At 62.3% G+C, this 13,909-nt stretch carries 9 protein-coding genes; 1 reads left to right on the top strand and 8 read right to left on the bottom strand.

What is annotated here, in order from left to right; translation table 11 throughout:
* Nucleotides 1-43: 43 nt before the first annotated feature.
* The 8 genes from ACA056_RS18180 to ACA056_RS18215 all read right to left on the bottom strand — a co-directional run bounded on the left by ACA056_RS18180 (nt 44) and on the right by ACA056_RS18215 (nt 13,269).
* On the bottom strand, nt 44-577 hold the full coding sequence (locus ACA056_RS18180; protein ID WP_497266661.1) for a response regulator: 534 nt from the start codon (nt 575-577) through the stop codon (nt 44-46).
* A gap of 222 nt (nt 578-799) precedes the next feature.
* Complete coding sequence (locus tag ACA056_RS18185) at nt 800-1,753, bottom strand: peptidylprolyl isomerase (protein WP_497266663.1); 954 nt, start codon at nt 1,751-1,753, stop codon at nt 800-802.
* Between the two features lie 15 nt (nt 1,754-1,768).
* Nucleotides 1,769-3,319: a cytochrome c/ABC transporter substrate-binding protein gene (locus ACA056_RS18190; protein ID WP_497266665.1), complete on the bottom strand. Its 1,551-nt coding sequence runs from the start codon at nt 3,317-3,319 to the stop codon at nt 1,769-1,771.
* A 9-nt stretch (nt 3,320-3,328) separates the two neighbouring features.
* On the bottom strand, nt 3,329-3,967 hold the full coding sequence (locus tag ACA056_RS18195) for an SCO family protein (RefSeq protein WP_497266667.1): 639 nt from the start codon (nt 3,965-3,967) through the stop codon (nt 3,329-3,331).
* Nucleotides 3,964-4,620, bottom strand: a complete 657-nt coding sequence (locus ACA056_RS18200; RefSeq protein WP_497266669.1) for an SCO family protein — start codon at nt 4,618-4,620, stop codon at nt 3,964-3,966. Before ACA056_RS18200 ends, ACA056_RS18195 begins: the two co-directional genes overlap by 4 nt.
* Nucleotides 4,621-4,633: 13 nt before the next feature.
* Nucleotides 4,634-6,586, bottom strand: coding sequence for a YncE family protein (locus ACA056_RS18205; RefSeq protein ID WP_497266671.1), 1,953 nt, complete (start codon nt 6,584-6,586; stop codon nt 4,634-4,636).
* A 36-nt stretch (nt 6,587-6,622) separates the two neighbouring features.
* Nucleotides 6,623-12,454, bottom strand: a complete 5,832-nt coding sequence (gene mnxG, locus ACA056_RS18210; RefSeq protein ID WP_497266673.1) for a manganese-oxidizing multicopper oxidase MnxG — start codon at nt 12,452-12,454, stop codon at nt 6,623-6,625.
* A 206-nt stretch (nt 12,455-12,660) separates the two neighbouring features.
* A complete protein-coding gene (locus ACA056_RS18215) occupies nt 12,661-13,269 on the bottom strand; it encodes a lytic transglycosylase domain-containing protein (RefSeq protein WP_497266675.1) in 609 nt (202 codons plus the stop codon).
* Between the two features lie 195 nt (nt 13,270-13,464).
* On the opposite strand from ACA056_RS18215, the gene gspG reads away from it, so the two are divergent.
* Nucleotides 13,465-13,899 carry a type II secretion system major pseudopilin GspG gene (gene gspG / locus ACA056_RS18220; RefSeq protein WP_123367341.1) on the top strand — a complete coding sequence of 145 codons (435 nt, stop codon included), beginning with the start codon at nt 13,465-13,467 and terminating at the stop codon, nt 13,897-13,899.
* Nucleotides 13,900-13,909 lie beyond the last annotated feature (10 nt).

Genomic DNA, 13,909 nt, shown 5'->3' on the forward strand with positions numbered 1-13,909 from the left:
CGGCAGGCCATTGCGGCGGATGCCGGAACGTCTTGTCGCGCCACTACTCCCCGGTGAGCAATTGTTCGTCGTCTGGTGCCATGGAAGTCGATAGACTCTGTCGACGTTCTGCCAGCACCCAACTGCCGTCGTACAACTGCAGCGGGAAACTCTCGGTCCTGCTCTGGCGTCGTTCGACAAAACCTTGCGAATTGCTCATGCCTGCTTTGGCTTCGCGCTCCATCCCCAGAAGGTCGCAGACTGCTCGGGCCAATTCCGCCAATGGAAACGGTTTGAACAGGATATGGCTGACTCCCAGTTGCCGGGCCCGCTCACAGACTTCAGCGGTTGGGTGCCCGGTAATCAGCACAAAATGACACTTCCTGTTCTGGCGGACAGCATCGAGCACCTCAAAGCCTTCCATGTCGGGCAAGCGGTAATCGAACACCATCACATCGGGTGCAAACTGTTCGGCTTCACCGATACCCGTCACACCGTCACGTGCAATCCGGACGTCGAGCTCTTGCGCCTGAAGGTAATCCTTGAGGTTTTCGGCAAGGAGCTGTTCGTCTTCGACAACCAGTACTTTGTTTAACAAGGTCGACTCCTTGAAACCGCAGGTCCGATGTTCCAGCCCTGGGAGTACGCGCCTTCACTGAGGCTAACGCACACTTCATGCCAGGCTGATCGCCGGTTTTTTTACCGTTGCACGTCTTTGATTTTCATGAAAAAACCATTTCGTCCAGAAACTCCATCCCCCAAAGGCGGGGAAGCACTCGGATGTACCTTGAAGCTATTCCCCACTGTTGGGGGGGAACCTTCAATCATCGTCAACCCGTTCGATTCGATTGCTTGATCGCAGTTGCGCGAGAACCTGTAGACGAGCCTGAGCTTGTTGCTGTCGGGCAAGGTAAGCCCTGACCATTTCAAGCCCTTGCACCTCTGAGACATCGGTCGCCTCCAAGTGGTTCTGCAGGTAGATCAAATGCCAGCCCAGCGGTGTACGCACCGGTGTACTGACAGCCCCCGGTGCCAGGGAAAAAGCCGCCGCTTCGAATTCAGGCATCATCCGCCCACGAGGAAAATAGCCCAGATCACCGCCCTCGCTGGCGGAATCGTCTTCGGAACCGGCCCGGGCCACGCTGGCAAAGTCCTCACCCTGGCTGATTTTCACCTGCATCTCCTCTAAGCGTAGCCGGGCTGCTTCAACTGTGGCGGCATCCGCGCCTTGAGGCACTTTGATCAGGATGTGCCGTGCCTGGATTTGTTCCGGCCGGCTCATCTCGGCGCGATGCTCTTCATAGAACGCACGGATCTGTTTTTCGTCAGGCCCGGCGACCTGGGTGAGGTCGGCAAACACTTGCTGGGCTGCGAGCTCACGGCGGGTGTACTCGATATACGCAGCCTCGTCGAATCCGGCCTCTTCCAGGCGCCGGGCGAACACGTCAGCCCCGCCCATGGCCTGCCGGGCCTGATCGATTTGGCTTTGCACCACCGCGTCACTGACCACCACCCCGCGCTTGACGGCTTCCTGCCACAGCAATTCTTTGTCAATCAAAGCTGTCAGTGCCGCCTGACGCAATTGTTTGTAGGCCTTGGGGTTGCGGATGCTACCCAGCGCCCGGCCCTGGTCCTCCAGGTACTCGGCGAAATAACGCTCCAGGCGAAATTCGGAAATTTCCTCGCCATTGACCCGCGCGGCGGCCGGGCCATTGCTGCAGAACGCCACGGGAACCCACAGCGTCAGCAGGAGCAACAGAGTCTTGAGCGGCATGATCGAGACCTCCAGTCAGGGTGTAGCGGCAATGGGTTTATAGGGAGCGACCAGATAAAAGCGCTGGCCGGGCAAGTCCACGGTGACGATATGCGCACCACGCAAGCCCTGGCGGCGACCAGGACCGAAGCTGATAAGCGGGGTCAGCCCGGTATCGAAGTTATGCAGGCCTTCCAGCGCACTGATGAGTTTCTCGCGGCTGGCGTCGCGCCCGGCCTGTTTCATGCCTTCGCTGAGCAGCAACATCGAACTGAACGCGCCGACTTGCAGCATCGCATGCTGACCGCCGAGCCCCTGGCGTTCGCGCAGTTGGGTCAGGGCCAGGCGTCCGGCCAGCGTCCAGTCACTGGGCACGAACGGATAAGCCAGAAACACCCGCCGGGAAAAATCACTGGGCACCTGCAACAGATCACCCGCCACCTGGTTCGACGCAGCGAACAGATAAGGCACCTGCCCCGCCGCCTGCAAGCGCTCGGCGAGGCCACTGAAACCGCCGCCGCTGCCCAGGTAAAACACCGAACGCGAGCCCAGTGGCAGTTCGTCTTGTGCCGAGTCGTAGGCTTTCAGACTGACCTTTTGCCAGGCGTGATCCTGCAAGTACTGGCCGAGGCTCTGCGCCGCCAACCGTTGACTGGGCTCGTCCGGGTAGGTGATCAGCGTCGGCCCCTGGAGCACCCGCAAATTGTCGATGGCGTAATCGGCCAAGGCGATCAGTTGCTCACGCAAACCCGGCAGCGGTTCGAAAATCTGCCGACTGGCCTGCGCCGTGCCCAGCAATGAAAGCGGTCCGATCAGCGGAATGCCGGCCCGTTCCAAGCGCGCGGCCAGGTCCGAGTCCAGTGCCGGTGCCAGCGGCGCGATCAGGGCGAACACCTGTTCCTGCTCGATCAATTGATCCAGCGCCTGCTCGGCACTGGCGCGGTCCGGGCCCGGATCGACGATGGTCAGGCGCAACTGCCGGCCATGAATCCCGCCCGCTTCGTTGATTCGCGCCACGCTGCCCTGGAGCACCGCCGCCACCGTGGCCCCCTCCTCGCTCAACGGCCCCTGGCTTGGCAACAAGGTGCCCAGGTGCAGACTGTCGGGGGTCAGGCCGGGGTCACGGTCCTCGGCCACGCGTTTGAGGTAGGCCGTGAGGTTGCGCTGATCATTCATCGACAGGACGAATCGCGGCATCGCCGGGTCGAGCCGATTGTTGCCCGGATCACGCCCTTCCTGAATAGCCCGCGCCAACGTGCCTTCGGTATACGCCGGGTACGCACGGCCATTGATGTGCTGCTGGCCGTAGCTGCTGGTGAGCCGCGACCATCTGAGATCCGGCGGTCGCACCCCGCCTTCGGGCCGCCCGAGGCCATCGGCGCCGTGGCAGTTGGCGCACGGCAGGCTGGTGGCCGGCAACAGCATACCTGCCGCCCCGACCCGGGCCATGATCGGCTCACCACTCCCGGAAATACCCTCACGATACAGCCGTTTACCGGCGCTTTCGTTGGGGCTCAGCGGCATTGCTTCAGCGGCTAAATGGAAACCGCCCAGCAGTAGCAGGCCGAGGATAAGTGAGGTTTTCATGGCGCAGGCTCAACGACCGGCCACGGGCATTGTCAGCAACTGCAAACGCTGGGCAATGGCGGCGGCCGGGGCATCGGGACGGATTTTGCTCCAGCGTTTGTTGGCCACGTCACCCACGATCAGTTGTGTTGAATGCTGCTCGGGGGTCGGCACGATCTGGCCGATGCGCCCCAATACAAGGTCCATCTGTGCCTTGTCGCCGGTAAGAAAAAGCCAGTGAGGGCCATCGACGCCCTGCTTCAAGGTGTAAGCCTTGAGTACCGCTGGCGTGTCCCGCTGCGGATCACTGGTAAGGGAGATAAAAGTGATGCCGTCCGCCTTGTCGCCCAGCAACTCACGCACTTCCTTGAGCTTGCGGGTGATCAGCGGGCAGGCATCGTTGCAACTGGTGAAAATCACGTTCAACAGCACCACGCGGTTCTGCAGCGCGTCGCTATAGAAACGCAGGGTCTCACCGTTCTGGTCCTGCAACGGCGTGTCGGTGAACCAGGTTTTCGCATCGCGGGTGCCAGTGCCCGTAACCAAGCCGGGCGGTGCGGCAACGGCGGACACCTCAGGTGCCGGCTCTTCGTGCCCTTCGTGAGCGGACGCCAGCGAACTGAACATGCAAAAACACACCATCAGGGTGATCCGGTCGAGGGTTCTCATGGCTGCTGCTCCATAGCAATGGCCGTGTGCTTGGCGTGGACGTGGCGCTGACCGCTGAGTTTCTCCACTTCACGGGCCAGCACCGTCGGGTCGGTGAAGCCGTAATAGCGGGTCCAGTGGCGGCTGTTGCCGTCACCCACCAGAATCAGTGGTTGATGGCTTTTGAAGTCCCCGCTGAAGGTGCCCAGTCCCTTGAGGGTTTCGTTGATCGACTGCGAACTGCCTGTCAGCCAGCTCCAGCCCGGGCCGTTCTGGAAGTTGCGGGCGTAGTCGTTGAGGCGTTTGGCGTCATCGCGCTGCGGGTCGATGCTGATCGACACCAGTTGCACCTCGCCACCGACCCGGGCACCCAGCTGTTTTTGCACCTTGCCCATGATCGACGACACCACCGGGCAAACCGTGGTGCAACTGGTGTAGATGAAACTCATGACCACAATCTTGTTGGTCACCAGGTCTTTTTCCAGGCGCACCGGTTTGCCGTTCTGGTCCACCAGCGCCACGTCGGCGAACTTGACCTGGGCGCTTTCCGAACGGGCGCTTTTGGCCGGCATTTCGTGACCGGCGTGTTCATCCGCCGAGTGGGCCAGGGCCTGGCCGATACCGGCGGCCAACAGACAGAACGTCAGCAGTCCACGGTGTGCGAATCGGTTCATGTCGAAACTCCTTTTAATGGGCATCGCCGGGCAGGACCCGAACGCTGGCAAAAGTCTTGTCGTCGAAACTCGCGCCCAGCGACGCCGCGCGTACGTGCAGGTACCAGGCGCCGTTCTGGTCGAGGGTCACCGGGGCTTCATAAACGCCGTCGCCCACTTCCAGCGCGGCGACTTGCTGGACCCGGGACGTCGGGGCCAGGAAGTAGCGCACCTGAACGTCCTTGACCTCGCTGCGCTGTGCCTTCTGCTTGCCCTGAACGATGCGAAAACGCACCACGTAAGAACTGCCGAGGGCGGCCGTGGACGTGTCGAGCATGAATTCCACCTTCGGCACACCCGGGTGCTGAGCGAGGGTTTTATCCGGCTCAACCAAGGCCGTGAAGCAATGGATGATGTTCGGCTGGTTCAGCAGAAAGGCCACGTCGAAGCGTCCGGCGGCGGGCAGTTTGATCCGGGCGCTGTACAGCCCCGGCTCGACTTCGCGCAGGCTGCGGTCGATGACCATCGCCGCCCGCGCCACTTGTCCGCGATTGGGGTAGCCGGACATTGGCGCGTTCATGCCTTCGGCGTAGAAGTAGGTGGTGTTGTCCACCGGGTTGACCACAAACACCGCGTTGTCATCCCGCGACACCGCCAGGCTCGATGCCAGCGGCAGGTCACCAGCCAGCCGTGGCGCCTGAGGCCCGGCTTCGAAGCCCTGGCTGATCGGCGTGCGGCCTTCACCCAAGGACGACAGGTTGATCATCGTGACCTTGGCCGAGGCCAGTCCGCGAATGTAGGCGTAGGCCTTGGTGAACACCACTTGATAGGGTTCGGCGGACACGTCCAGTTCATGGATCAACGAATCGGTGGCCGCGTCGATTACCGAGGCCTGGTTCTCCAGCGTGTTGAGCACGATGCCGAAACGACCGTCAGCGCTAAAACCCATCGGGCCCAGGCCCTGTTTCATCTTGATCACCCGCCGTACCGCGAGGCTCGCGGTGTCGACCACGGTCACGGTGCCGCCCTTGCCATCGGCGACATACACCGCCTGGGACAGCGGCGAGTACGCCACGGACAACGGGTGCGAGCCGGTTTTGAGTTGCTTGCTGATGGTCAGGCTGGCGATGTCGATAATGCTCAGCGTCCCGTCATCGCGGTTGGTGACGAAGGCAAAACGACTGTCCTTGCTGAAGGCGATTTCGTGATGCCCGGCACCGGTGGCCAGGTGTTTGAGCATCTTGAGGCTGCGCGTGTCGATCACCGTCACCCCGGACGCCTCGGCCGATTTCGCGTTGTTGCCGACCCACAGCAGACGCTCATCCGGTTGTAATGCCAGCCGTACCGGGTTGCTGCCGGCAGCCACCGAGTCGATCAACTTGAACTGCTCGCTGTCGATCACCGCAATCTCATCGGCGGTTGGCATCGAGATGAACACCCGCTTGTTGTCACGGGGCGTGACCCAATCCATCGGCGGCTGCTTGATGTCGATCCGCGCCATGGTGCTGGTGATCCCGCCCACCGACACCGACGGATCGACCACCGAGACGCTGGCATCGCGGTTCATCACCAGCAGGTAGTAGCTGTTCATATCGAGCAACGGCCGCGCGCCGATGCTCGATTTCAGAAACACCCCGACCCGGGATTTGCAGCTGCGTTCGCGGCCCTGGGCCTGGTCGGCGGCGACGGCTTCCGGATCGAGCCAGGCGCCGGGGGAGACACCCGACAAGGGTTGACCCGAAGCGCTGTCAGTGACCCGAAAGCGCACGTCGGCGAACTCGCCCTCGCGCAGCACGCCGTCCTGCGCCAGCGGCCGCACCTCGAGCGCCACCGACACCCCGTCACGCTCAAGCATCTGGCCGCTCCAGGTGTCCGGCAGCGCGACCTCGCTCAGCGTGGCCGGGGGCATCGTGCGCCACACCCCGAGCCAGACCAAAGCCACCCCCACAACCAGTGCGCATCCGGCCACTTTGATGGTCCTGTTCATAATGCTTCTCCCCTTCAGATCTGTGTCTGCTATGGCTCAAGGTGCCGGAGCCGGTTCAGGTTCGTTGGTCACCCGCAGCAATCCCCAAAGCCCGGCGGTGTTGCCGTAGGCGCCGTAATCACGGAACAGGTAGTCGCCCGGTATCGCGTTGCTGCCCCCGGCGCTCGGGTGCATGAAGCTGAAGTGCGCCGCCGGCAGGATGCTTTCGCGGGCGCCGATGTACATCGACATCGGGTTGTAGCCGAACCGCACCGAACCCACCCCAGGTGTCATCATCGGATAGCCACCGGAATCGCTCTTCTCCGACTGGAACGGGTTGATCGACCAGACGTGACCGTCCAACTGGAAGGTCGAGCCACGGCTGCCACCGGTCGGCATCAGAATGTGCGTGCGGAACGGTTGCCCCGGTTTCACATACAGCACCGGCGTTTGCGGATCGCCCCCCACCAGCGCATTGCTGTAGGCCATGTGCGCGTTAGGCACGTCGCCGTAACCATGGCCGTCGGCGTGGCCGAACGGCGCATCCGGTGGCAGCCCAAAGCGGAACCACATCGGCTCGGTCTTGTAGTTGATGGCCATGCTCGAGTTGTCCTGCGGATCGGTCGGCACACCGGCCTCCGAGGCAATACCTTCCACCGGACGACCATTGGCCCAGCGCATGTTCAACGCCTTCTGCCAGACCATCGCAAAATCGCGGTAGGTGGTTTGCCCCGGTGCAGTGACGGTCGCATTCACTTTGCGCGTGTCTTCAACCCAGGTTGCGCCGATCGGCAGGATGCTCATCGCACCACCCAAGCCTTTCTGCGGCTGCTTGATGACGTCCGCCGGGGTGAAATTCAGCCCGCCGAATTCCACCGCCGTGGCATTGATGTTGTCGACACTGCGGCCCAGTTGCGTGATCGGCTTGCCTTCACGCTCCAGGTGCCCGGCGTAGTACTGATAGGTTCGCGTCGGGTACGCCCCAACATTGCCAACTCTCGGTGGCACGGTCTGGGTCGGGTTGGTGCCGACGTTGGTCCCGTCGGATTTGGTGATGTCGTACGCCAGCAGCTGTGCGTGCAGGCCCACCGTGCTGGACGGCCGCATCAGGTTATTGCTGAAGGTGGTCGAGCCCTCGCCACCATTACGGTCACGCTTGACCATGCCCATCACCGAAGCCGTCTGAGTCAGATCCGGCATCACCATGGGTAGACGGTTTTCCAGCGTGATTTTGATGCAGTCACCGGCCGCCGCACGCAGCACCAGCGGTTCGACAGGCACACCGGGTTTCAGCTTGCCGGTGATCGTATCGAGGTCGCCCTTGCGCACATACAGGATCGCCGTCGGATCATGCAATGGCCCGCTTTGCCCGCCGATGGTGAAGGTCGTCCCGTCCTCGGGGTCGTTCACCGTATCCTGAGGAATGCTCACTGCCCGCGAGTTGTACACCAGGGTGCCGCCCGCCTGATTCAATGGCCCGCCGACATGCTGACCCATCCCCGCCGGATCACCGATAGACAGGTTCAACGGATTGCGAAGGATGTCATTGGCCAGCGCCGCGACCACTTCATAGTTGCGCTGTGGTGTCGGCCGGGTGCCGATGCCGTTAGGGTTGGCGCCGTACCGTGGGCAGATGCCATCGAACGCCACGGTGTTGCGCATACCGGCCGGTTTCGCGTTGTTCGGTAGCGCAAACAGGTCGCTGCGCTGCGCCGTGTAGTTGCGCATCACGCCCCAGATCCCGCTCCAGTAACCTTCCAGGGAGGCGTCCATCGAGTACAGGTAATCCCCGGTGGTCGCGGCGGAGCTGGAGACCATCGACACCGGCGCATTGAAGCCCATCTGCTCGGAGATCCCGATCATCTGCGACGAGCGCCAGCCGGAGTTGGAGCTGTTGCCGAAACCGGAACCGCTTTGCAGCCACTTCACGCCGTGCAGCGTCACGTTGTGCTCTTCTTCGTGACCACCGGCATGCACCCGCAACCGCACGTTGTCACCGGTGTAGGTGCGCAGCATCGGGGTGAACGGGTCACCCGGTTCTGCGCCGCCACGGTTGATGTGTGGCGGGAACAGCGTGGTGCCGCCGGTTGGGCCGGTGGCTGCGGTGACCAGGTTCGGCGCCAGGTTCATCGCCGGGATGGCGCGGTCGGTGCGGCTTTGCATGGCGTACGCCAGGTCGCCGCCGAGGCCGTCGGCCTGCATGCCGCGCTTGCCGTCCGGGCCGACCTTGTTCGGGTCATACACCCGCAGGGCCAGCGGTTCGTTGCGGTAATTGACCACGAACATGCCAGGGTCATCGACCGAGATGGCTTGTGGGCATGGCCGGCTTGGGCAACCGGGCATCAGGCCACCGCGGGCTTCGACCACCTGTTCAAGCAGGGTCTCGGCTTCTTTGCGCACCGGAGGGTTGATCGCGTAGCGGAAGCTGTCTGCCGTGGCCGGGAAGGCTTGCGGATTAGGCACGCCGTTGGGGCCAGCGCCGACGTACACACCGGCTTCATAGGCGTGTTGGAAGTCGCTGTATTCGAGGAAGAACTCACGGAAGCTGTCATTCTTGCCGTCACCATCGATGTCACCGGTGGAAATCACCGCTTGCCATGAAGTCGGCCCGCCATCCTGGCGCGCGCCGCTGTACAACGGCTCGCCGGTTTCGGCGTGGAACCAGGTCGAACCGGCCGGCTCGGCCAGCACAGTGGCGTACAGACCGATCTGCTGGTGAGTCGATGGGCCGAGGTGGTCATGGGTGAAAATGGTCCCCAGGCCACGGTCGACGCCTTTAGCATTCACCACCGGATCGGCAAACCAGCGCTGCATTGCCGTACGCGCCCCTACCCAATCCGCCCGGCCAAATTGACCGAAGTACGGGTGATTCTTGGCTTTCGGGCAGGCCGGTGTGCCGTCACGCGGGTCGGTGCCTTCGCACTGGTTGAACTCGCGAATGGCGTGGATGCGTTCTTGCACGGCACCCGGGGAAAGCACGCCGTCTTCGTAGTTCCAGCCGTTGGCCGAACCGTCGGCGGCCGTCAGGTCCCATTTCGGCAGGTGGATGTGCTGGCCGATCACGTCGGTCGGCGTGCGCACCTGATAGTCGTCCATTTCATAGGTGGCCGGCACCAGGTTGGTTTGCTGGTACTGCACGCAGTCGAAGGTGTTCATGCGCATCACCAGAGGCTCTGGCGGACGCTGCTTGTTGATCACCGGCCAGGCGTCTTCCCACAACGCCAGAATGCGCGCTTGCGGGAAGTGGTAACCGACCTTGTTGTAGACCGCATCGAACTGGATGTTCGCGGCTTTATAGACCCGTGGCCGGTCGGCGGTGAAGGTCGAGGAGCCGGTGAACGACATGCCGTCGATCCGCTCGCCGCTGGCAAACTCGCCGGTGCCGGCGCTGCTGGTCAGGCGTTTCTGCCGGTCATCCATGCACGGTTCGAAGTACGGAGCGCCGGCGATCGGCAAGGCGCCGTTGGTGCGGAAGTTGCGCGCCACGATTTGATTACCGGGAAGCACGGCGAAGCTCGGGTGGTCTTTTTTGGCGTGGAACGCCATGGCCGCCTGTTCGACTTCGGTGCCCTCTTCCGGCATGTAAATGGGTTTGGCACGCGTCACTTCCTTGGAGAAATCCAGGGACGTGGTAATGGTGTGCGCCACGCCACCGGCAGAGAAACCGTCCAGGGAATGACGCCCCAGGCCGCCGTCCCAACCACCGGACTGAGCCGGGTCGAGATTGGCCCACAAGGCGTTGCCGCTGGCTTTCAAGGACTGCGCCTTGGCAGGGTCAAGCATGTCCAGCGGTGGGGTCGGTGGGCGCTGGCCGACCGAGCTTTCCATGCCGCCGATCCAGAATGGATAGCCAGGGTTTTTCAGGCTGCCATCGGCATTGCGGTTGGCTTCACTGCGATCCACCAGGGCCAGCGAACCGATGGCTTGAGCGCCGCCGTTACCGCCGTGATGTTCACCGTCGTCATCCTCCTCGTCATCGTCGTCATCACCACCAGCCACCAGGGTTTCGCCGATTCTCGGCACGACCGCGACTTTGCCCGGCATCGGCGCCATGGCTTTGCCTGGCAGCGGCACGACAGCTGGAATCGGTGTACCGGCAACGATCTCGCCATCGGGCAAGGCCCTGGCGCCAGCAGCCGGTTTACCGCTGCGCAGTGCATAAGGTTCGCTGTGATACCCGTCGGCACCCTGTTGGGACACCTCGAGTTTGGTGCCTTCTTCGAATACGTCATGCACCCGCCACATGCTCCACATGCCTTGGGCAAAGTGCGGATAGAAGTGGCAGTGATAGATCGCATCGCCCGCGACCCGGTTGCGGTTGCCCGAACCACCGTTGGCGATTTCATAGGTGTAACCGGCGCCTGGACCGATGCCTTGGGCGTCCACATAGTCGGAGTTGTCGTCGTTGGGGTTGAACAACCACTGGTGCCCGTGCAGGTGGAAAATGTGCTGCTCGTGGCCGTTGTGGGTGTTGCGGAATTTGATGAAGTCACCGATGTAGCTGTGGTTGACGTTGGACGGCTCGGACGGGTACAGCGCCATGGTCGCCTTGACCCCGACCTGATCAGCGCGAGGTACTTGACCGGGGAGAATGCCTTCCAGACCGGCGTTGGCCGGTACATCCACCAACATCGCCACGTCGCCGACGGTGTGCGAACTGAGGAAGAATTCTTCATAGGCGCAGGACAGGCAATCGTGCATCGGCCCGACGCCCAAACGGTTGGCGACCACTTCGGCGCCCATGCCGCCGGAGCCGTAGTTGATCATGAACGAGTCGCGGGTCGGCTCCAGCACGTGGGCCATGACCGGGTCTGCAAAGTAGGCGGGGAACGCCTGGGTCGCGGCGGTTTCATCCTGGAACTGCGAGGCGAAATCGCGGAACGGTTCCAGACGATTCGGGATCGCCGGGTTGCGTTTGCCGATCGCCTCCAGCGGATAGGTCGACGGCGGGAAGCTGCCGTCGGCGTTACTGCCCATCACAATCGCGTCGCTCTCGCTGGAAATGATTTCATTGCCGTCGACCATGTTGATGATCGGCGTGCCGGCCTTGCCTTCACGGATCCACGGTTCACGCTGCGGATAGCGCGTCTGGTAATCGACAATCGGTTGGCCGGCCGGGGTGCGGCCGACGCTGGCCAGGCGCATTTCTTCTTCGGTCACGGTGTTGCGATAGGAGCGGCCGCCCTTGGGCACCACCACCACTTGGCCGAACAGGCCGTTGGCAACGTTGCCCGCATCGCCTTCACCCCCGAAGGTCGCGCCGCGGCTGCTGGCGGCAAACGCCCCTTCGCGCTCGGCGTACAAGGTGTAGGAACGGGTGGCGCCGGGGGGAATCAAGGTATTGGCGTTGCGCCCGGTATAGGACGCAATGTCGTCGATGCTGTTAACCGCTTGCATGCCATTGACCTGGAAGCCGACGTGGCGGTCGGCGACCTGTTCATCGACCTTGAATTCGTCTTCGTTGCCGATGGCGACTTCGCCCTCAATCTCACCCTCTTCATCCCCCCCGTTTTCGTGGCTGCCGGGGTTGGCCTGGTAGGCGAGCAGGTTCTGCAGGTTGATGGTCAGGCAATCACCGGCAGCGACGCGCAGCACCAACGGACGCGGACGCTTGTCGGGCCGCAGCGAAACCTTGCCCGGCACCGCCGCCCCGCCCTGGGCCAGGGACATCTCGTGGTCATCGACCACATCGCGGCGCAGGGCGAACATCATGCCGTTGACGTTCTGTGCACCGAGGCGGTTGAACATCAGCGGCTGATCCAGCGCCACGACGTTAGCCACCAGATTGCGCTCGCAACGCACGGCCGCTCCAGCCAGCTCAATGCCCAGCATCGACACCACCAACAGCAGCAATTTAAAAACGGACGGAGTGTTGGGTATGCCGGTCATGATCACGGGCCTCGCTGTGGGTGCTCACAGGGAATACTTCTCGACTAATCCCCTTGAGCAATCCGCATGCCATAAATAATTTAGTTATTTTTCAATAAGTTATATGAACGACTTAATAACTCGGGGGATATTCCCCACTTATTCCCCACTTTTCGGCCGGGGCAACCATTCCCCACTATTGGGGGAACGTGCCCCACGGTTGCCGATCACAGCGGTGCATCCGCGGCCAGGCCCTGTAAGCGTCGGTATTGGCGCAAGACACTGGGCACATAACGCTGGGTTTCGGCGAACGGCGGGATCACCCCGCCACGGCTGAGCACCGCTTGCGGCCCGGCGTTGTAGGCCGCCACGGCGAGGCTGATGTCGTTATCGAACAGGGTCATCAGGTGCTTCAGGTATTTGGCGCCACCCTGAATGTTGGCTTTCGGGTCGTAGACATTCTTCACCCCCAACTCCCGGGCGGTCTCAGGCATCAATTGCATCAACCCGCCCGCGCCCTTGGGTGACCGCGCACCGGAGTCATACGCGGACTCGGCCTGGATCACCGCATGCAACAGCGCTGCCGGTAATTCATTGGCCGTGGCAGCCGCCGAAACCAGCTCGGCATAGGGCTGCCGGGCAATCATCTGGGGTTGCTGATCCATGCTGACCCGGGCGGTTTCAGTCTCGTGAATCACCCGTTCATAGGTGCGGCCGGGACGGTGGACATTGGACAGAACGTAGCTGCCCTTGGCGTCCACGGAAACGAACACATCGGCCTGTACGACGCCGGTCAGCACCAGCAGACCGAGCAGTCCTGTGGTGAGTGTTTTCATTTTTTTGCCTCCCCTGCCCGGCCCCGAAAAATGGGGCTAATGCCCCAATGGCCGGCAGTAAACCAGCCATATGCAAGCACTGCGCCGGATGCGCGAAGGCCCGTAATTCAGGGGTTGCAGAAGATTGTCCGGGCATGAGCATGGCAATTGCATAAGCCTTCACGGCGACCCTTCTGCCGACTGTGTGAGGTCATCATGAATCAGCGTTTGCGTTCCGCCCCGCGTGCCCAAAGCGGGTTCACTCTGCTCGAACTGTTGGTGGTGCTGGTGGTGCTGGGGCTGTTGGCCGGCATCGTCGCGCCGAAGTATTTCGCCCAACTGGGCCGCTCCGAAGTGAAGGTGGCCAAGGCGCAAATAGAAGGCCTGGGCAAAGCACTGGATCTGTACCGTCTGGAGGTCGGTCATTACCCGTCGACCGAACAGGGTTTGCAGGCGCTGGTCACCGCGCCCAGCGATGAAACCAAATGGACCGGCCCTTACTTGCAGAAAAAACTCCCGCAGGATCCGTGGGGCCGTAACTACACCTATCGCTACCCCGGCGAAAACGGCGAATACGACTTGCTGTCCATGGGCAAGGACGGCCAACCCGGCGGCGAAGGCGAAAACGCCGAAGTCACCAGCTGGCAATAACGGGAGTGGC

The sequence above is a fragment of the Pseudomonas sp. LBUM1666 genome (assembly GCF_059695775.1).